Source organism: Pseudomonas sp. R62 (genome assembly GCF_000257605.1).
Classification (GTDB): Bacteria; Pseudomonadota; Gammaproteobacteria; order Pseudomonadales; family Pseudomonadaceae; genus Aquipseudomonas; species Aquipseudomonas atacamensis.
This window is the reverse complement of the sequence record NZ_JH635998.1, coordinates 3,613,043-3,631,288: the sequence shown is the minus strand read 5'-3', so window position 1 is coordinate 3,631,288 and position 18,246 is coordinate 3,613,043. Positions and strand designations below refer to the sequence as shown.

Sequence of the window (18,246 nt, the reverse complement as noted above, 5' to 3'; positions counted from 1 at the left end):
CATAACCGAGCACTTCGATCATGCCCGAGGCCATGTTGGCGTTGGTCGCGCCGGCCGGACGCAGACGCACCTTGCCGGTGATCTTCACGACGTATTCGCTGCGCACGCGATCGGCAGCGGCGAAGCTCTCGGCGCGATCCGGGTCGAACACCACCTGGGCCAGACCATCACGATCACGGATGTCGAGGAAAATCACCCCGCCGTGGTCGCGGCGACGGTGAACCCATCCGCAAAGGGTAATTTCCTGGCCTTCCAGGCTTTCGTTCAGTTGGCCGCAATAGTGGCTGCGCATCATGGTGTGGTTCGCTTCTCGTAATTCGAAATTCGGTGGAGATCCGGCCGCGATCAAGCAGGGCGGAAACTCACGCGTGTCGTTCGTTCAGGGTTGGAACCCTAGTCAGCTTTGTCGCCACCGGCCAGATTCTTCTTGGCTCCGGTCTTGAAGTCGGTCTCGTACCAACCGTTGCCGCTGAGGCGAAAACCCGGCATGGACAGCTGCTTCTTCAGTTCGGGCGCCTGGCAGGCAGGGCAATCGACCAACGGTGCGTCGCTGATCTTCTGAATGGCTTCCAACTGATGACCACAGGAAGCACATTGGTAATCGTACATTGGCATGGAGGTGTCTCGGCGATCAGATTGCTGCCGCGCGCAGGGCTTTGCGGCGAAAGCGCGGGATTATATCGATTAAATGCGGGCTGTGCAGCCGTAACGCTGCACAGCCTGCAACCTCGTTGCAACCGCCGTTTCAGCGCGAAACGGCGGGTGCGAGATCTTTGATCCCGTTCATGACACAAACCACCCGTACCAGCGCACTGAAATTCTTCACCCCGCCGTAACGCAGATGCACCTCGCGATCAACGTGGGATAACAGTGTGCTGACCGAACAATGATTGTCCTCGGCCATGCCGCCGAGAATATTCCAGTAGACCTGCTCCAGGCGCAGGCAGGTCGCAAAACCGTTGAGGCGAATCGATCGCGACAACGGCCGGATCAGATTCATGTCGAACTCGCTGACAAACGGGTCGACTTTAATTACGTGCCGCGAAGCCGACATCCTGTCGCTTCGCCTGTCTCCTTCTACCATAGCGTTGACACTCCTTTGCCATGACTGCTGATTTATAAGGCAACATCCTGCGCCTTCATAAAAACCCAGTGACAAAGTTAGCGCCATACGACTTGTTGACCAGCCTCGTAGGATAAGCCAACGACAACGGTAAGAGTCTGGAGAGCATGCGGACGACCTCACGCCGTCCGCAGCGGCCGGGTCATTCCTCGAGCAGCGCGCGCAGCATCCACGCAGTTTTCTCGTGCACTTGCATGCGCTGGGTCAGCAGATCGGCGGTCGGCTCGTCGCTGACCTTGTCCAGCAGCGGGAAGATACCGCGCGCGGTACGGGTCACCGCTTCCTGGCCTTCGACCAATTGCTTGATCATGTCTTCGGCGCTCGGTACACCGACTTCTTCTTTAATAGAAGAAAGACGCGCGTAGGTCGCGTAGGCACCCGGCGCCGGGAAGCCCAACGCACGGATACGCTCGGCGATCGAATCGACGGCCAGCGCCAGCTCGTTGTATTGCTCTTCGAACATCAGGTGCAGCGTGCGAAACATCGGGCCGGTGACGTTCCAGTGGAAGTTATGGGTTTTCAGATACAGCACATAGGTGTCCGACAGCAGCCGCGACAGCCCTTCGACGATGGATTTGCGGTCTTCTTCACTGATACCGATATCAATTGCCATGCTTACCCCCTAACAGTGATTGAATTCATCCAGCAGGTTCAGCCCCACTTTAGCAAGGCAAGCGCCCGCTCGCAGCTATCAATCCGTGATCTGACTGCGACAAATCGACCGTTTCTCTGCCGCTGGCCGGGCTGATTTGAGTAGCCGCAGGCTTTGCTGTTAAATAGGCAGTGTGTCGCCATGCCCTATTTTCCGGGGCGTTGCGCATAGGCTGATGCCGTGTACGTGTCCACCGCCTCTTATTTTGTCCTGAAGCGAACCGTGCGCCTTCAGCTCTTCCTTGTGAGCCGTCATAACGTGAGCCAATCAAAATGTTGAAAATCGTCCACCTGCTAATGGGCGCAGCAGCCTTGCTGCTGTCGTTCATACCCAGCCTGAAAGCCGAAGCCGTTCCTTACCTGCAACAGCCCGATGCACTTTACCTGGCCTTTTTCGGCCTGCTGAACCTGGTCATCGCTCCAGTAATTCCCTACTGGAACAAAGGCCCGCGCCAGCATCTGCAAAATCTGGTCAGCGCCCTTCTGGTACTGACTGTCGTCCTGCAAACTTTGACCCTGATCGCGCCGATGCCGGTCATCGCTGGCCAGCCGGCGGTGTTGTTCAGCCTGGTGATCGCCCTGGTTGCCGTGCTGCTGCATTTGGCTGTCAGCTTCTACAAATCGTCACCGGCCGCTGCGCCGACTACCTATGACATGAGCAATCGCGATACCGGCACCGTGAAGTGGTTCAACACTTCCAAGGGTTTCGGGTTTATCTCCCGGGATTCCGGCGATGATATTTTCGTGCACTTTCGCGCCATTCGTGGCGAAGGCCACCGTGTTCTGGTCGAAGGCCAGCGCGTCGAGTTCTCGGTGATGAACCGCGACAAGGGCCTGCAAGCCGAGGACGTGATCGCCGCTCTGCCGCGTCGCTGATCCAAAGCAAAAAAAAAAACCGCGAACAGCCTGGCTGTCCGCGGTTTTTTTATGCCTGCCGAATGGCTCAATAATGCGGCGGTGGCGCATCTTCTTCAAAAGCACCGAACTGCCCGACCATTTCTTCGTGACGCTTGATCAGCGCTTCCATCTGCAATTGCAGGCGCTCGATGACTCTCTGCTGGGCCACCAGCACATCGTTCAAAGCCTGAATGGTGTCATCCTGAAAGGCCAGACGGCTTTCCAGATCGGTAACGCGTTCTTCAAGGCTCATGACTCAGCCCTCCACAAAGGTGAATTCTTCGGTCAGCACCAGACGCAAGCGCTCGCGAATGGCTGCTACCTGTTCCGCGCTGTACGGCTTGGCCGGGTGCCTGCCCCAGACCGGCGCCGGCCAGGCGGCATCGTCACGCTTACGCACAATGACATGCATGTGTAACTGACTGACAACGTTACCCAGGGTTGCCACGTTCAGCTTGTCGGCGTCGAACGAATCCTTGAGTAACTCGGCAAGGGTGGTGGTTTCCCGCCATAGCTGTTGCTGATCGGCGACATCCAACTGAAACAACTCGCTTATATCCTCGCGACGAGGTACCAGTATGAACCAAGGGTAGTTGCTGTCGTTGGACAGCAACAGCCGGCACAACGGAAAGTCGCCGATGACCAGGGCGTCCTGTTGAAGTCGTGAATCCAAAGCAAACACTGTGAGCACTCCCGCTGATCCTATGACTCAGCTTAGCGGCGGCGCCGTGAAAGCAGCGCGCCAAGCGACAGGACGGCAGCATACCTGCGAATGCAGCGGGCTTCACGCTTCCCTCCGACAGTAATTCAGTAAGCGCGCCGACATAAGACATTTATCTCGCCGACGCACCAATACAGCCCCGGACATGAGCCTTGACGTGAAGATCCGCATGAAAACCCCTGATCTGTCGACCCTCGAATCGGGCGGCGCCAGTTTTACTTGGGCCCGATTGTGATTTTTTTGCACCAAAACTGCACAACACGTCTACGCTCAGTGGGTCGGGCATCCGCCAAATACTCAACGCGGGGTGAACCGGTAACGTTTTTGGTTGTCCTGCGCGGCTTTGGTGCGTTGCAACACCATTGGGGGATCGTCGTCAAGCCCGTAACAAAACAGCCCCGAGACCCCGTTTTCACAAGGTTTTCACATCTGAGAGCTGCACACAGAAAAATAACCGCAGCGTTTTTGCGGTTTGTGCACGCTTGTTGCATTCGTAAAGGTATGGACTATAAGCGCACCACTGGAAGTGGTCGCCTGAAGCCAATAAAAACAGTGGCAGGGTTGCCCGATGGAGATTCAAGTGTTTTGCCAGGGACTCTTTTTTAGCGATGCAAAAAGGCCCGGAAACAGCGATAAAGTTGTCAGCCCGGTTGCATCGGTACTGTGGATTTGCGACATCCAGCGCTCCTTCTGCGACAACGCCGTAAAGAAGCTGAAAGGTTGATTTCGCAAGTATCGCCAACAATGTCGGCGTGATATAAGTTTGCGCCGACACAAAAAGAAAGAGCCGCCCAGATAATAAAACAGGTGGGACGGCAGTACTCTTCTAAAAACCAAAGGAGCAAATCACGATGCGCGTGATGAAGTGGAGCATGATCGCCCTGGCTGTTGCAGCAGGCACCTCGCAGTTCGCAATGGCGTCTTCTCAGGATGAAGCCAAAGGTTTCCTGGAAGATCAGAGCCTGAAACTGAAGACTCGTTTCGAATACATGAACCGCGACTACAAAAATGGCGCGGGCAACGTTTCCAACGGTGACGGCACTTTCAAAAGTGGCTATCGCCAGGATAGCGGTCTCAGCCAACTGCTGACTTACGAGTCGGGCTTCACTCAAGGCACCGTAGGCTTCGGTCTCGACGCCATGGCCATGGGTTCGGTAAAACTGGACGGCGGTTCGGGTCGTCGTGGTAACGGCTTGTTCGCCAACGACAGCGATGGCAACCCTGAGAAATCCCAGGGCAAGGTCGGCGGCGCAGTCAAATTCCGCGTATCCGACACCGTTCTGAAATACGGTCAGCAATTCGTTGCCAGCCCGGTTTTCGCCACTGACGACAGCCGTCTGCTGCCAGAAGTCGCCACCGGTACCCTGATCACTTCCAAAGAGATCAAAGGCTTGGAACTGAGCGCAGGTCGCTTCACAGCGCTGAGCAAGCAGACCGGCATGGGCCGCGACAGCATCGGTGGTCTGCCGGATGAAGATGGCAATGGCGGCAAAGGCCTGACCAGCATCAACATTTTCGGCGCCAGCTACTCGTTCACCGACAATTTCACCGGTGCACTGGCCGCTTCCGACGCTGACGACTACTTCAAGAAGTACTACGTCAACCTGAACTACACCTTGCCGATCAACGACGAGCAGTCACTGAACTTCGACTTCAACGGCTACCACACCAAAGGCGACAGCCGCGGTGATCTGGTTGACGCAATTGGCGATGGCACCACCGGTGTAGACAACAACCTGTGGTCCTTGGCTGCTGCGTACAGCATCGGTGCCCACAAATTCACCCTCGCTCACCAGCGTTCCAGCGGTGACAACGCTTACTACTATGGCGTTGACGGCAACAGCACCATCTTCGTCGCCAACTCCATTCAGATCTCCGACTTCGTGGGCCGCGACGAGCGCTCTTGGCAAGCTCGCTACGACCTGAACATGAAAACTTACGGCGTACCTGGCCTGAGCTTCATGACCCGTTACGTAATGGGTGACCACATCACCACCAACGGTCTGGGTGAAGGTAAAGAGAACGAGTGGAACGCCGAGTCCAAGTACGTGGTTCAGGAAGGTCCGGCCAAAGACCTGTCGTTCCGTCTGCGTTACGCCATGTACCGCTCCAACGGTGCCTACAGCGGTTACTCGTCTGATAACAACGACACCCGTCTGATCATCGAGTACCCACTGAACATCCTCTAATAAGGATGCGAAGCTGACGTACTGTAGAGCTCTGCTCTAACAAAACCGCCCTCCTGAATCAGGAGGGCGTTTTTTTATGGATGAATAACTGATCAAACAGAAAAAACATTAGCCAACTACTTATTAGCCAGCATAGTTTTATCGCGCCAAAAAAAACCCGAGAGTGTGCACACTGCTCGGGTTTTATATTTGTTGCTGACTGCCAAGCCAACTTCAAAGACGATTACTGCGTGGCAGATTCCTGCACTACGCGTATAACTCGCTGCGGAAATGGAATATCAATGCCCGCAGCCTTCAAACGATCTCGCGCCTGTTCATTGAACATGAACATCACATCCCAATAGTCCGCAGTTTTAACCCATACGCGCAGGGAAACAGTGATCGAACTGTCGCCCAATGTCGAAATCACTGCCTGTGGCTCCGGGTCCTGCATGACGCGGGGATCCTTGGCCAGATCCAGCAATACCTGACGGGCCTTCTGCAGATCCGCTTCGTAATCCACGCCGACATCAAACACGACTTTGCGGGTTGGCTGACGATTGGTGTTGGTGATGATGCCGTTCGACAGGTTGCCGTTGGGCAGGATGATGGTCTTGTTGTCGCCGGTACGCAGCACGGTATGGAAAATCTGGATGCTGTCGACGGTACCCGCTACACCTTGGGCTTCGATCCAGTCACCGATGCGGAACGGGCGGAACAGCAGAATCAGCACGCCGCCAGCGAAGTTGGCCAGGCTGCCCTGCAAGGCCAAGCCAATCGCCAGACCGGCAGCACCGATGGCCGCGACGAACGAGGTGGTTTCGACGCCGATCATCGACGCGACGCTGACAATCAGCAACACCTTGAGAATGATGTTGGCCAGGCTGCTGATAAAGCCTTGCAGCGCGAGGTCGGCATTGCGCAGAGCGAGCAGACCGCCGAGTTTTTGCGTGACCTTGTTGATCAGCCACCAGCCGATGGCCAAGGTAATCACTGCCAGCAGCACGCGGCTGCCGTATTCCATGATCATCGGGATCCACGCCTGGGACGCCTTGACCAGGTGGTCCACTTCCGCATTCAAATCCATGTTCTATCTCCTGATTTCCGGCTTCCCGGGGTGTATTCAAAACAACTGTGGGAGCGAGCCTGCTCGCGAATGCGGCGTGTCAGTCAACTTTTCGCTGAATGAAACACCGCATTCGCGAGCAGGCTCGCTCCCACATAGCCTTCAGACCAAGCTTAGTCGCGGAAGTTGTTGAACTGCAGCGGCATGCCGAATTCCTTGGCACGCAGGGCCGCGATCGCTTCCTGCAGGTCGTCGCGCTTCTTGCCAGTGACACGCACCTGCTCGCCCTGAATGGCGGCCTGGACCTTGAGCTTGGCTTCCTTGATGTGGCCGACGATCTTCTTCGCCAGCTCTTTGTCGATGCCTTCCTTGAGGATGGCGTCCTGCTTCATCAGCTTGCCCGAAGCGTAGGCGTCCTTGACCTCGAGGCATTGCACGTCGATCTTGCGCTTGGTCAGCGCCAGCTTGAGGATTTCGATCATCGCCTCGAGCTGGAAAGCGGCTTCGGCGGTGAGGCTGACGGTCAGGTCTTTTTCCTTGAACTCGAAGCTACCTTTGCCTTTCAGGTCATAACGACGATCGAGTTCCTTCACGGCGTTCTCGACCGCGTTGGTGAGTTCGTGTTTGTCCAGTTCGGATACCACGTCGAACGACGGCATGTAATCTCTCCAATAAAAAGGCGCGCTCGATGTGCATGGAGCGCGCTTGGCTTGCGGTTAAAATCGGGCTCATTATAACGGGTCTTTTCCTACCGATACGGCGAGCCGCACATGCCTGCAAGCAATCGAGCAAAAAACTGATGTCGACCACCTGGCACGTACTTGGCGCCGGCAGCCTCGGCACACTCTGGGCGACACGTCTGGCTCGCGCCGGCTTGCCGGTGCGCCTGATCCTGCGCGATGCGGCGCGCTTGCACAGCTACGAGGCAGTGGGCGGCTTGACCCTGGTAGAAAACGGACAAGCTCATACCTATGCAGTTCCCGGCGAAACCCCGGACAGCCCCGAGCCGATTCGCCGATTGCTGGTTGCGTGCAAGGCCTATGACGCCGAAGAGGCCGTCGCCCGCCTCGCTTCCCGCCTCGCTCCGGACGCCGAACTGATCCTGCTGCAGAACGGCCTAGGCAGTCAGGACGCCGTCGCCGCGCGGGTGCCGCAAGCGCGCTGCATCAGCGCGTCCAGCACCGAGGGCGCGTTCCGCGATGGCGATTGGCGCGTGGTGTTTGCCGGTCACGGTTTCAACTGGCTGGGCGATGGCGCGAATCCGCTGGCGCCGGTCTGGCTGGACGATCTGCAAGCGGCGAACATTCCCCATGAATGGAGCGCCGACATCCTTACTCGCCTGTGGCGCAAACTGGCGCTGAACTGCGCGATCAACCCGCTGACCGTGTTGCACAACTGCCGTAACGGCGGGCTGAGCGAGCATCACTGCGAAGTTGCCACACTCTGTGCTGAATTGACCGAACTGTTCGAACGCTGCGGCCAACCTGCTGCGGCGGACAATCTGCAAGCGGAAGTCGAACGAGTGATCCACGCCACCGCCGCCAATTACTCTTCGATGTATCAGGACGTCGCCAACCAGCGCCGCACCGAGATCAGCTATCTGTTGGGCCACGCCTGCAAAGTTGCCGAGCGCCATCAGTTGCATCTGCCGCATCTGCAGCAGTTGCAGCAACGTTTGGTGGCGCATCTGCACAAGCGTGGATTGCCCAGCGACTGAGCAGCCGCTAGGCTGACGACTTGTTCCCCTGCTGCGATAAACCTGATGCCATTGCGCCAGCGCCTTGAAAACCTGCCGGTCGGCCAGAAACTGCTGGCTGCCCTGCTGGTGTTGTTGACCACGGTTCTGCTGGTCGCCAACCTGACCTTTATCAGCGCCGCCTACTACATTTCTCAGGAAAGCATGGCGCCTCAGGCCCTGCAGACCATCGGCCGGCTGATCGCCAATCCGAGTCTGGTCAGCGATGCGCTGGAGTCGCCGCGCAGCGCCGAGCGCCTGCTCAAGGAACTCGACAGTTATTCACCGCTGCGCGCCGCCGCCCTGTACGACGGCAAGGGCGAACGCCTGGCGCAAGTGCAGCGCGGCGAGAAACTCAGCCTCCCCGAGCGCTACCGCCACGTCGAAGCGTGGCAACTCACCGAGTTTCGCAGCAATCAACTGATCACCCTGCCACGCCCCGGTGCCGCGCCGGGGCATCTGTTGCTGGTCGCCAGCAGCGAACTGCCGATGGCGTTCTACACCGGCACTCTGACCGCCAGCCTCGGCATTTTGATCTTCAGCGTACTGCTGTGGCTGGTGATTGCCCGGCAGATCAAACGTCTGATTACCCGGCCGATTCATCAGCTTGAGGAATTGTCCCGCCAGGTCACCCGCGAAGAGAACTACGCCCTGCGCGCCGCGCGCGGCAACCACGACGAAATCGGCAGTCTGGCCGAGGCGTTCAACACCATGCTTTCGCGCATCGAAGCCCGCGAGCAGCAACTCAAACGCGCACGCGACGACTCGCAGGCCGCCTACGATCAGGCGCAAGGGCTGGCCGAGGAAACCCGCCACACCAACCGCAAACTGGAGCTGGAAGTCCAGGTGCGCAGCAAGATCGAGAAGAAGCTCACCGGCTTCCAGAATTATCTCAACAGTATCATCGACTCGATGCCGTCGGCGCTGATCGCCCTCGACGAGCAGCTCTACGTCACCCAGTGGAACCAAGAGGCCAGCGCACTTTCCGGGACACGCCTGGACGAGGCGCTGAATCAGCCGATCTTCCTCGCCTTCGAACCGCTCAAGCCGTTTTTGCCGCAGCTCAAGGCCACTGTCGAACAGCACACCGTGGCCAAAGTCGACCGAGTGACGTGGTTCAAGGACGATGAACCCAAGCATTACGCGCTGACGTTTTACCCACTGATGGGCGGGGCCGGGCGTGGCGTGGTGATCCGTATCGACGACATCACTCAGCGTCTGTCGCTGGAAGAAATGATGGTGCAGTCGGAGAAAATGCTCTCGGTCGGTGGCCTTGCGGCCGGCATGGCCCACGAAATCAACAACCCGCTCGGCGCGATCCTGCACAACGTGCAGAACATTCGTCGGCGTCTGTCGGCGGATCTGCCGAAGAACATCGAGACCGCCGAACAATTGGGCATCGAACTGGACACGGTGAACCGCTACCTGCAAGGCCGCGAAGTCCCGCAACTGCTCGACGGCATTCAACAGGCCGGCGCCCGCGCGGCGAAAATCGTCACGCACATGCTCAGCTTCAGCCGCCGCAGCACTCGGCAAATGGCGCCGTGCGATCTGCCGGCATTGATTGATCAAGCCGTGGAAATCGCCGGTAACGACTTCGATCTGGCCATCGGCTTCGACTTCAAGGGCCAGGCGATCATTCGTCAGTTCGACCCTGCCCTCGGTCCGGTGCCGGGCACCGCCAACGAGCTGGAACAGGTGTTGCTCAATCTGCTGAAAAACGCCGCGCAGGCGATTCATCAGCGCGAAGACGACAGCGAGCCGGGCCGGATCATTCTGCGCACCAGGCTCAATCCGCCGTGGGCCGAGATTCAGGTCGAGGACAACGGCATCGGCATGAGCGAGAACGTACGCAAGCGTACCTTCGAGCCGTTCTTCACCACCAAAGAAATCGGCCAAGGCACCGGCCTGGGCCTGTCGGTGTCGTACTTCATCATCACCAACAATCACAAGGGCCAGATGGAAGTGCAGTCGGCGCCCGGCCAGGGAACTTGCTTCACCCTGCGTCTGCCGCTGGCGCAACCTGCGCCGCTGACCACCGAAACCAATCCACTACCGAGGTAACCCATGGGCTTTCGCTTGTCGAAGATCTACACCCGCACCGGCGACAAAGGCGAAACCGGCCTCGGTGACGGCCGTCGCGTTCCAAAAGATCATCCGCGTATCGAGGCGATCGGCGAGGTCGATACGCTGAACAGTCAGGTCGGCGTGCTGCTCGCCGGTTTGCTCGCCGAGCGCGCAGTGCATCCGGGGCTGAATGAAATCATCGAAGTGCTGGCGCCGTGTCAGCATCGCCTGTTCGACCTCGGCGGTGAACTGGCGATGCCGGAATATCAGGCGTTGAACGAGGCTGAAATCGAGCGACTGGAAGCGGCGATCGATGTGTGGAATGAAGAGCTGGGGCCGCTGGAAAACTTCATCTTGCCGGGTGGTTCGATGTTGATTGCGCAGGCACATGTCTGCCGCAGTCTGGCGCGCGGTGCCGAGCGCCGCTGTCAGCATTTGAACTCGGTTGAGCCATTGGCCGGGGTTGGCCTGGCGTATATCAATCGGTTGTCGGATTTGCTGTTTGTTGTGGCGCGGTTGATTGCGCGGCGGCAAGGGGTGGCGGAGATTTTGTGGCAGCCGGCTGCGAAACCTGAAGGAAAGTAGCGCCTGATATACCGCCATCGCTGGCAAGCCAGCGATGGGCAAGCAGCCCTTACACTGGATCAGGCCAGAACGCCCGAATCCCCGCCACACCCTGAGCCCCAACACCCCAAGCCTTCTCGCGCTCCGCCGGCCCTACTCCACCGAGTAGAAACACCGGTTTACTGAAACCGTCAATCAACGCCCCCGCCTGCTCCCACCCCAACGGCTGTGCATCCGGGTGCGTCAGCGTCGGCTGCACCGGCGACAGGGTGACAAAGTCGACACCCATCTGCTCGGCCAGCGCCAGCTCTTCGGCGTTATGGCACGACGCCGCGAGCCAACGCTCCGCCGGCAACGGACGCCCAGCCGCCGCGTATTTACGCAGTTGCGCAGCGGTGATGTGCCACCCGGCAGACGGGAAATCGCCGAGCCATTCGAAGGGCCCTTTGATCATCAACTGTGCCTTGCCCGCACACAGGCCCACCGCGTCGACCGCCAGATCACGGTATTTCGGGTCGTAGCCGTTGGGTGCGCGCAGCTGGATCAATTTGATCCCGCCGGCAATCGCTTTCTGGATGCCGCGCAACAAGGCCGGGCCTTCCAGATCCTCCGGAGTGATCAAGTATTCGGCAGGCAAGCGCGCCGCCGCGACGATCGGCTGATTGGCCGCCGGGAACTCATAGTCGATCAATTCCCTGGCAGTGACCCAAGCCAGTGGCTGGCCTTCAGCGCCGTGGGGTTCGCCGCTGAACGCCGAGACTTCCCAGACATCCAGCAAGACCTGTTTGTCCGGGTAATCGTGGCGAACCTTGATCAGCGGGCGGGCAGCATCAACGACGATGCCCAGCTCTTCATGCAGCTCGCGAGCCAGTGCCGATTGGACTGATTCGTCAGCCTCGACCTTGCCACCGGGAAATTCCCACAAGCCGCCTTGATGCTGGGTGTCGGCACGGCGGGCGATAAGGATTTTGCCGGCGCCGTCACGAATGACGGCTGCGGCGACGTGGACGCGTTTCACGGGTTCAATTCCTCCAGTCCAGCCTTTTGCCACGCTTTGAAGGCGGGCCATTGGTAGACGGTTTCAACATAGGCTTCGTCGACCGCCGGCAGCTTCACCTGATAGGTGCGCAAGCGCACGGCGATCGGCGCGAAAAAGGCATCGGCAAGGCTGACACGACCGAACAGGTAAGGCCCCTCTTCCGTGGCTGCCGCGCGGCATTCGGCCCATAGCGCGAGCATGCGTTCGATATCGACCTTCACTTCTGGCGGCACCGGGTTCAGCGGTGCGTCCTGGCTCAGGTTGAACGGCATGTGGTTACGCATGGCGAAGAAGCCGCTGTGCATTTGTGCGCAGGCCGAGCGGGCCTGGGCGCGGGCAAAGGTATCGCTCGGCCAGAGTTGCTCGGACGGAAACTGTTCGGCGAGATATTCAGCGATGGCCAGCGAATCGGCGATGGTGCCACGGGTGGTTTGCAGCAGCGGCACCTTGCCGGTCGGCGAATGCTTGAGCAGGCGCTCGCGGGTGTCGGGCTTGCCGAGCTTGATCAGCTCTTCGCTGTAGGGTGCGCCGGTCAGGTCCAGCGCCAGTGCCGCACGCAGGGACCAGGAGGAAAGCAGTTTGTCGCCGATGATCAGGTGCAGGGACATGGTGTGGCGCCTTTTCGTCAGGGAAACAATCCAGAATGTCTGGCGTCTGGTCGTCCGTCATCGCGGGCAAGCCCGCTCCCACAGGTTTTGGTGGTGTACACGGCATTTGTGAACGACCGCAATCACTGTGGGAGCGGGCTTGCCCGCGAAGAGGCCGGCAGCCCACTCCCACACCTTGAATCAAGTACGGTATTCAGCGTTGATCTTCACGTACTCATGCGACAGGTCGGTGGTCCAGATGGTTTCGCTGCAATCGCCGCGCCCCAGTTCGATGCGAATGGTGATTTCTTCCTGCTGCATCACCGCCGAGCCCTGGGCTTCAGTGTAGGTCGCGGCGCGAGCGCCACGGCTGGCGATGCACACGTCGCCGAGGAACACGTCGATCTTGCTCACGTCCAGATCCGGCACGCCGGCACGGCCCACGGCAGCGAGGATACGGCCCCAGTTCGGGTCGGAGGCGAACAGCGCGGTCTTGATCAGCGGCGAGTGGGCCACGGTGTAACCGACGTCCAGGCATTCCTGATGATTGCCGCCGCCATTCACTTCAACGGTGACGAACTTGGTCGCGCCTTCGCCGTCGCGCACGATGGCCTGGGCGACGTCCATGCACACTTCGAATACCGCCTGTTTCAGCTTGGCGAACAGCTCGCCTTCAGCGCGGGTGATCTCAGGCAGCGCGGCCTTGCCAGTGGCGATCAGCATGCAGCAATCGTTGGTCGAGGTGTCGCCGTCGATGGTGATGCGATTGAACGACTTGTTCGCGCCGTCGAGCATCAGGTTGTGCAGCACCTCGCGGGAGACTTTGGCATCGGTGGCGATGTAACCCAGCATGGTCGCCATGTTCGGGCGAATCATGCCGGCGCCTTTGCTGATGCCGGTGACAGTGATGGTCACGCCGTCATGCTCGAACTGGCGGCTGGCGCCCTTGGGCAGCGTGTCGGTGGTCATGATGCCGGTGGCGGCGGCTTCCCAGTTGTTCTCCGACAGATCATCCAGCGCAGCTTGCAGCGCACCTTCGATCTTCTCGACCGGCAGCGGCTCGCCGATCACGCCAGTGGAGTACGGCAGAATCTGGCTGGCATCGACGCCGGTCAGCTCGGCCAACTTAGCGGTGGTGCGCTCGGCAGCCGCCAAGCCAGGCTCCCCGGTGCCGGCGTTGGCATTACCGGTGTTGGTCAACAAGTAACGCACGGCGTTCTGTACGCGTTTTTTCGCCAGGATAACCGGCGCGGCGCAGAACGCGTTCAGGGTGAACACGCCAGCCACGGTCGAACCTTCAGCACAGCGCATCACCACTACATCCTTGCGCCCCGGGCGCTTGATGCCGGCCGAGGCGATACCGAGTTCAAAACCGGCAACCGGGTGCAACGTTGGCAAAGGACCAAGACCAACAGCCATGAATGCGCTCCTTACTCAATGATGTCAGCACCGCCACGGGAAAGGACGGTGGGATAAATGGCAAAACGCCGCGACGGCAGGAGCCGGTCGCGGCGCGGGGTGTTCAGCGATTGAAACGGGTTTTACTGGATCTGCCCGTGGCAATGCTTGTATTTCTTGCCCGAACCGCAGTAGCACAGTTCGTTGCGGCCCAGCTTCTGCTCGTTGCGAACCGGGGCAGCGGCGGTGGCCAGTGCCACATCGACCTCTTCACCCAGCGCTTCCGGCTGATCCAGCCCAGGCGCTTCGGCGTGTTCGAACTGCATGCGCGCCGCCAGTGCTTCGGCTTCCTGACGCAGGCGTTGCTCTTCGGCTTCCGGATCTTCGCGACGAACCTGAACGTGCGAGAGCACGCGGATCGAGTCGCGCTTGATCGAATCGAGCAGCTCGGAGAACAGCGTGAAGGATTCGCGCTTGTATTCCTGCTTCGGGTTCTTCTGCGCATAGCCACGCAGGTGAATGCCGTGACGCAGGTGATCCATGGTCGACAGGTGGTCTTTCCACAGGTCGTCGAGTACGCGCAGGACGATCTGCTTCTCGAACGAGCGCAGCGCCTCGGCACCGGCCTGGTCTTCTTTCTCGTTGTACGCCGCCATCAGCTCGGTCATGAGCTTCTCGCGCAGGGTTTCTTCGTACAGGTGATCGTCTTCGTCGAGCCATTGCTGGATCGGCAGTTTCACGCCGAAATCGCTTTCGATCGACGCTTCCAGACCGGCCACGTCCCACTGCTCTGGCAGCGATTGCGGCGGAATGTGCGCGCTGACGGTAGCGTTGAGCACGTCCTGACGGAAATCGGCGATGGTCTCACCAATGTTATCGGCGGCCAGCAACGTGTTACGCATGTGATAGATCACTTTACGCTGCTCGTTGTTGACGTCGTCGAACTCGAGCAGTTGCTTGCGGATGTCGAAGTTGCGGCCTTCAACCTTGCGCTGCGCCTTCTCGATCGCGTTGGTCACCATGCGGTGCTCGATCGCTTCGCCCGGCTGCATGCCCAGGGCTTTCATGAAGTTCTTCACCCGGTCGGAGGCGAAGATGCGCATCAGGCTGTCTTCCAGCGACAGGTAGAAGCGGCTCGAACCGGCATCGCCCTGACGGCCGGCACGGCCACGCAGCTGGTTGTCGATACGGCGCGATTCATGACGCTCGGAAGCGATCACCTGCAAGCCGCCGGACTCCAGCACTTGCTGGTGACGCTTCTGCCAGTCGGCCTTGATCTGGGCGATCTGCTCAGGGGTCGGGTTCTCCAGCGAAGCGACTTCCACTTCCCAGTTGCCGCCCAACAGGATGTCGGTACCACGACCGGCCATGTTGGTGGCGATGGTCAGCGCACCCGGACGACCGGCCTGAGCGATGATTTCAGCTTCTTTTTCGTGGAACTTGGCGTTGAGAACCTTGTGTTCGATGCCTTCTTTGACGAGCAACTCGGACATGTGCTCGGAAGTTTCGATGGTCGCGGTACCCACCAGCACCGGACGACCGGCGGCCATGCTTTCCTTGATGTCCGCGACGATCGCCGCGTATTTCTCTTCGGCGGTGAGGAACACCAGGTCGTTGTAGTCTTTACGCGCCAACGGTTTGTTCGGCGGGATGACCATGACTTCCAGACCATAGATCTGGTGGAATTCGAACGCTTCGGTGTCGGCGGTACCGGTCATGCCGGACAGCTTGGTGTACAGACGGAAGTAGTTCTGGAAAGTGGTCGAGGCCAGGGTCTGGCTCTCAGCCTGGATGTTCAGACCTTCCTTGGCTTCGATAGCCTGGTGCAGGCCTTCGGACAGACGACGACCCGGCATGGTACGACCGGTGTGTTCGTCGACCAGTACGACCTGACCGTCCTGGACGATGTATTCGATGTTGCGGTTGAACAGCTTGTGCGCACGCAGACCGGCGTAGACGTGGGTCAGCAGGCCAAGGTTGTGCGCCGAGTACAGGCTCTCGCCTTCGGCCAGCAGGCCGACGCGGGTGAGCATTTCTTCGATGAACTGGTGACCGGCTTCGTTGAGTTCGACCTGACGGGTCTTTTCGTCAACGGTGTAGTGACCGGCCTTGGTGACCTGGCCTTCAACTTCTTCGACGTGCAGTTCCAGCTGCGGGATCAGCTTGTTGATCTCCATGTACAGCTTGGAGCTGTCCTCGGCCTGACCGGAAATGATCAGCGGAGTACGCGCTTCGTCGATGAGGATGGAGTCGACTTCGTCGATCACGGCAAAGTTGAGTTCGCGCTGGAATTTTTCATCCATGCTGAACGCCATGTTGTCGCGCAGGTAGTCGAAACCGAATTCGTTGTTGGTGCCGTAGGTGATGTCGGCGGCGTAGGCGGCGCGCTTCTCTTCCGGCGGCTGGAACGGCGTCACGACGCCGACGGTCAGGCCGAGGAATTCATACAGCGGGCGCATCCAGTTGGCGTCACGGCGGGCCAGGTAGTCGTTCACGGTCACAACGTGCACGCCCTTGCCGGACAGTGCGTTGAGGTAAACACCCAGGGTGGCCACGAGGGTCTTGCCCTCACCGGTGCGCATTTCGGCAATCTTGCCTTCGTGCAGAGTCATGCCGCCGACGAGTTGTACGTCGAAGTGGCGCATGCCCATCACGCGCTTGCCAGCCTCGCGGGCGACGGCGAAGGCTTCCGGCAACAGCTTGTCGAGGGTTTCCCCTTTGGCGATACGGGCCTTGAACTCGGCGGTCTTGGCGCGCAATTGATCGTCCGAAAGGGCCACCATTTGCTCTTCGAAGGCATTGACGAGCTGCACCGTCTTGAGCATGCGTTTGACTTCACGCTCGTTCTTGCTTCCAAAAAGTTTCTTTAACAAAGGCGCAAACATATCGGCAGGATCTTCCACACTAAAGGGATGGAGGGCGGCCCCGTGAGTCGCCCGTGCAGCCCTCATGGCCGCATGCGAACGAGCATTCTACCCGGAAACGGTGGTGAGGAAAGTGGCGATGTTCCACGATGCTGGCACTGCGCTTTGACGGGGCTCACTTAAAATAGGGGCGTTTTGCTCAACTTCAACCCGTCGGGGGAAAGAAGTCAGGCGTTGATTTAATGAGCAAATCAGGGACAAAAGCAATGGCCCAGAGGTTCCGCAGCTTTCTGCTACCATGGCGCCTCTGTTCCTTCAGGTGTTCGATCATGGCGTTTCGCCCTCTCACGGCCAGAGCACCCGCCGTTCTGTTACGTGAAGCCAAACCGCTGAAAGCCATCCTCGGCCATGCCCAGCGTCTGGAGCATTTGCAGCGCCTGCTCGAAAGCCAGCTGCAACCGGCCGCTCGCGAGCATTGCCGGGTGGCCAAGTGGCGCGAAGGCGAGCTGTCGCTGGTGGTCACTGACGGCCATTGGGCAACGCGCCTGCGCTATCAGCAGAAACGCCTGCAGCGGCAGCTGCAACTGTTCGAAGAGTTCGCCAACCTGACGCGGATCAAATTCAGCGTGCGCCCGCCGATCATCCAGCACCGGGCGGTTGGACACACCATGGATTTGTCCAGCAGTGCGGCGGAGACGATTCAGTCGACGGCCGACGGGATCAGCGATCCGGGATTGCGCGCGGCGCTGGAGCGGTTGGCGGCGCATGCCAAAAGCAAAACCTGAAGCAAAAGCAAAAGATCGCAGCCTGCGGCAACTCCTACAGAATGAATGCATTTCAACTGTAGGAGCTGCCGAAGGCTGCGATCTTTGCTTTTTAGCGGCGCTTGCTGCCTCCGAGCAGAGACCCCATCAACCCGCGCACCAACTGCTTGCCAAGGTTATTGGCCGCCTGGCGCATCGCTGATTTCAGCGCCTGCCCTGCCGCCGTGCCGAGGAATTCGCCAGCGCGGTCAGCCAGGCTCGGCTCTTCGGCCGCCGCTTTGCCCGCTGGTGTCTCAGCCTCGGGCGCCAGCCCTTTGCGGCCCATCAAGATCTCATAGGCCGACTCGCGATCGATCGGCTTGTCATAACGGCCCTTGAACGGTGAGCCGGCGATCAGCACGGTGCGCTCGGTTTCGGTCAGCGGGCCGATCCGCGACTGCGGCGGTGCCACCAGCACGCGCTGGACCATTTCCGGCGTGCCCTTCTCGGTCAGCGTGCCGACCAGCGCCTCACCAATACCTAACTCAGTCAGCACCGACAGACTGTCGAACGCCGGATTCGGCCGAAAGCCATCCGCCACGGCGCGCAGAGATTTCTGCTCT

General features: G+C 59.4%; 20 protein-coding genes. 6 read left to right on the top strand and 14 right to left on the bottom strand.

What is annotated here, in order from left to right; genetic code table 11:
• From OQK_RS17365 to OQK_RS17350, 4 genes are all read right to left on the bottom strand, one after another.
• Positions 1-295, bottom strand: a 295-nt coding sequence (locus OQK_RS17365; RefSeq protein WP_038861041.1) for an OB-fold nucleic acid binding domain-containing protein, incomplete at its 3' end; no start/stop codon positions are given.
• 98 nt (positions 296-393) lie between these two features.
• Positions 394-615, bottom strand: a complete 222-nt coding sequence (locus tag OQK_RS17360) for an FmdB family zinc ribbon protein (RefSeq protein ID WP_016773499.1) — start codon at positions 613-615, stop codon at positions 394-396.
• Between the two features lie 130 nt (positions 616-745).
• The gene (locus OQK_RS17355; protein ID WP_038861040.1) at positions 746-1,084 is read right to left on the bottom strand and encodes a ribbon-helix-helix domain-containing protein; all 339 of its coding nucleotides are present in this window, start codon (positions 1,082-1,084) and stop codon (positions 746-748) included.
• Between the two features lie 181 nt (positions 1,085-1,265).
• Positions 1,266-1,736 carry a Dps family protein gene (locus tag OQK_RS17350; protein ID WP_016773497.1) on the bottom strand — a complete coding sequence of 157 codons (471 nt, stop codon included), beginning with the start codon at positions 1,734-1,736 and terminating at the stop codon, positions 1,266-1,268.
• A gap of 311 nt (positions 1,737-2,047) precedes the next feature.
• Between OQK_RS17350 and OQK_RS31855 the strand changes: the two genes are divergently transcribed.
• Complete coding sequence (locus OQK_RS31855) at positions 2,048-2,650, top strand: cold-shock protein (RefSeq protein ID WP_016773496.1); 603 nt, start codon at positions 2,048-2,050, stop codon at positions 2,648-2,650.
• Positions 2,651-2,717: 67 nt separating this feature from the next.
• Here the strand turns inward: OQK_RS31855 and OQK_RS17340 are convergent, their stop codons facing one another.
• The 3 genes from OQK_RS17340 to OQK_RS30010 all read right to left on the bottom strand — a co-directional run bounded on the left by OQK_RS17340 (position 2,718) and on the right by OQK_RS30010 (position 4,167).
• A complete protein-coding gene (locus OQK_RS17340) occupies positions 2,718-2,924 on the bottom strand; it encodes a SlyX family protein (RefSeq protein ID WP_016773495.1) in 207 nt (68 codons plus the stop codon).
• A gap of 3 nt (positions 2,925-2,927) precedes the next feature.
• Complete coding sequence (locus tag OQK_RS17335; RefSeq protein WP_016773494.1) at positions 2,928-3,353, bottom strand: HIT family protein; 426 nt, start codon at positions 3,351-3,353, stop codon at positions 2,928-2,930.
• 451 nt (positions 3,354-3,804) lie between these two features.
• The gene (locus OQK_RS30010) at positions 3,805-4,167 is read right to left on the bottom strand and encodes a hypothetical protein (RefSeq protein ID WP_156045082.1); all 363 of its coding nucleotides are present in this window, start codon (positions 4,165-4,167) and stop codon (positions 3,805-3,807) included.
• Positions 4,168-4,243: 76 nt separating this feature from the next.
• Here OQK_RS30010 and OQK_RS17330 point away from each other — a divergent pair, with 76 nt between their 5' ends.
• Positions 4,244-5,581, top strand: a complete 1,338-nt coding sequence (locus OQK_RS17330; RefSeq protein ID WP_016773493.1) for an OprD family porin — start codon at positions 4,244-4,246, stop codon at positions 5,579-5,581.
• Positions 5,582-5,804: 223 nt separating this feature from the next.
• Here OQK_RS17330 and OQK_RS17325 read toward each other — a convergent pair whose 3' ends face one another.
• Together OQK_RS17325 and OQK_RS17320 are read right to left on the bottom strand one after the other, a co-directional pair.
• The gene (locus tag OQK_RS17325) at positions 5,805-6,647 is read right to left on the bottom strand and encodes a mechanosensitive ion channel family protein (protein WP_016773492.1); all 843 of its coding nucleotides are present in this window, start codon (positions 6,645-6,647) and stop codon (positions 5,805-5,807) included.
• Between the two features lie 152 nt (positions 6,648-6,799).
• Entirely contained in the window at positions 6,800-7,285 is a 486-nt protein-coding gene (locus tag OQK_RS17320; protein ID WP_016773491.1) for a YajQ family cyclic di-GMP-binding protein, read from the bottom strand.
• Between the two features lie 140 nt (positions 7,286-7,425).
• Between OQK_RS17320 and OQK_RS17315 the strand changes: the two genes are divergently transcribed.
• Genes OQK_RS17315 through OQK_RS17305 form a run of 3 tightly spaced genes read left to right on the top strand, consistent with a single transcriptional unit; the run spans position 7,426 to position 11,013 of the window.
• Positions 7,426-8,343, top strand: a complete 918-nt coding sequence (locus OQK_RS17315; protein ID WP_016773490.1) for a putative 2-dehydropantoate 2-reductase — start codon at positions 7,426-7,428, stop codon at positions 8,341-8,343.
• A 45-nt stretch (positions 8,344-8,388) separates the two neighbouring features.
• On the top strand, positions 8,389-10,425 hold the full coding sequence (locus tag OQK_RS17310; RefSeq protein ID WP_016773489.1) for a sensor histidine kinase: 2,037 nt from the start codon (positions 8,389-8,391) through the stop codon (positions 10,423-10,425).
• 3 nt (positions 10,426-10,428) lie between these two features.
• Complete coding sequence (locus OQK_RS17305; protein ID WP_016773488.1) at positions 10,429-11,013, top strand: cob(I)yrinic acid a,c-diamide adenosyltransferase; 585 nt, start codon at positions 10,429-10,431, stop codon at positions 11,011-11,013.
• 49 nt (positions 11,014-11,062) lie between these two features.
• Here OQK_RS17305 and OQK_RS17300 read toward each other — a convergent pair whose 3' ends face one another.
• The 4 genes from OQK_RS17300 to secA all read right to left on the bottom strand — a co-directional run bounded on the left by OQK_RS17300 (position 11,063) and on the right by secA (position 16,901).
• Positions 11,063-12,010: a Nudix family hydrolase gene (locus OQK_RS17300; protein ID WP_016773487.1), complete on the bottom strand. Its 948-nt coding sequence runs from the start codon at positions 12,008-12,010 to the stop codon at positions 11,063-11,065.
• Positions 12,007-12,639, bottom strand: coding sequence for a glutathione S-transferase family protein (locus OQK_RS17295; RefSeq protein WP_016773486.1), 633 nt, complete (start codon positions 12,637-12,639; stop codon positions 12,007-12,009). Before OQK_RS17295 ends, OQK_RS17300 begins: the two co-directional genes overlap by 4 nt.
• Positions 12,640-12,819: 180 nt before the next feature.
• Positions 12,820-14,037 carry a bifunctional glutamate N-acetyltransferase/amino-acid acetyltransferase ArgJ gene (gene argJ, locus OQK_RS17290; protein WP_016773485.1) on the bottom strand — a complete coding sequence of 406 codons (1,218 nt, stop codon included), beginning with the start codon at positions 14,035-14,037 and terminating at the stop codon, positions 12,820-12,822.
• A gap of 122 nt (positions 14,038-14,159) precedes the next feature.
• Positions 14,160-16,901 carry a preprotein translocase subunit SecA gene (gene secA, locus OQK_RS17285; RefSeq protein WP_038861039.1) on the bottom strand — a complete coding sequence of 914 codons (2,742 nt, stop codon included), beginning with the start codon at positions 16,899-16,901 and terminating at the stop codon, positions 14,160-14,162.
• Between the two features lie 308 nt (positions 16,902-17,209).
• Between secA and OQK_RS17280 the strand changes: the two genes are divergently transcribed.
• Positions 17,210-17,665 carry a DUF721 domain-containing protein gene (locus tag OQK_RS17280; protein WP_016773483.1) on the top strand — a complete coding sequence of 152 codons (456 nt, stop codon included), beginning with the start codon at positions 17,210-17,212 and terminating at the stop codon, positions 17,663-17,665.
• A 91-nt stretch (positions 17,666-17,756) separates the two neighbouring features.
• On the opposite strand, the gene OQK_RS17275 is transcribed toward OQK_RS17280, so the two are convergent.
• Positions 17,757-18,246 (bottom strand): helicase HerA-like domain-containing protein (locus OQK_RS17275; RefSeq protein ID WP_157221905.1); only part of this gene is annotated, 490 nt, incomplete at its 5' end.

Excerpts from the sequence above, each read along its gene's own strand:
- OQK_RS17360 (WP_016773499.1), bottom strand. The coding sequence starts at position 615 with ATGCCAATGTACGATTACCAATGTGCTTCCTGTGGTCATCAGTTGGAA.
- OQK_RS17355 (WP_038861040.1), bottom strand. The coding sequence starts at position 1,084 with ATGGTAGAAGGAGACAGGCGAAGCGACAGGATGTCGGCTTCGCGGCAC.
- OQK_RS17350 (WP_016773497.1), bottom strand. The coding sequence starts at position 1,736 with ATGGCAATTGATATCGGTATCAGTGAAGAAGACCGCAAATCCATCGTC.
- OQK_RS31855 (WP_016773496.1), top strand. The coding sequence starts at position 2,048 with ATGTTGAAAATCGTCCACCTGCTAATGGGCGCAGCAGCCTTGCTGCTG.
- OQK_RS17340 (WP_016773495.1), bottom strand. The coding sequence starts at position 2,924 with ATGAGCCTTGAAGAACGCGTTACCGATCTGGAAAGCCGTCTGGCCTTT.
- OQK_RS17330 (WP_016773493.1), top strand. The coding sequence starts at position 4,244 with ATGCGCGTGATGAAGTGGAGCATGATCGCCCTGGCTGTTGCAGCAGGC.
- OQK_RS17325 (WP_016773492.1), bottom strand. The coding sequence starts at position 6,647 with ATGGATTTGAATGCGGAAGTGGACCACCTGGTCAAGGCGTCCCAGGCG.
- OQK_RS17320 (WP_016773491.1), bottom strand. The coding sequence starts at position 7,285 with ATGCCGTCGTTCGACGTGGTATCCGAACTGGACAAACACGAACTCACC.
- OQK_RS17315 (WP_016773490.1), top strand. The coding sequence starts at position 7,426 with ATGTCGACCACCTGGCACGTACTTGGCGCCGGCAGCCTCGGCACACTC.
- OQK_RS17310 (WP_016773489.1), top strand. The coding sequence starts at position 8,389 with ATGCCATTGCGCCAGCGCCTTGAAAACCTGCCGGTCGGCCAGAAACTG.
- OQK_RS17305 (WP_016773488.1), top strand. The coding sequence starts at position 10,429 with ATGGGCTTTCGCTTGTCGAAGATCTACACCCGCACCGGCGACAAAGGC.
- OQK_RS17295 (WP_016773486.1), bottom strand. The coding sequence starts at position 12,639 with ATGTCCCTGCACCTGATCATCGGCGACAAACTGCTTTCCTCCTGGTCC.
- argJ (WP_016773485.1), bottom strand. The coding sequence starts at position 14,037 with ATGGCTGTTGGTCTTGGTCCTTTGCCAACGTTGCACCCGGTTGCCGGT.
- secA (WP_038861039.1), bottom strand. The coding sequence starts at position 16,901 with ATGTTTGCGCCTTTGTTAAAGAAACTTTTTGGAAGCAAGAACGAGCGT.
- OQK_RS17280 (WP_016773483.1), top strand. The coding sequence starts at position 17,210 with ATGGCGTTTCGCCCTCTCACGGCCAGAGCACCCGCCGTTCTGTTACGT.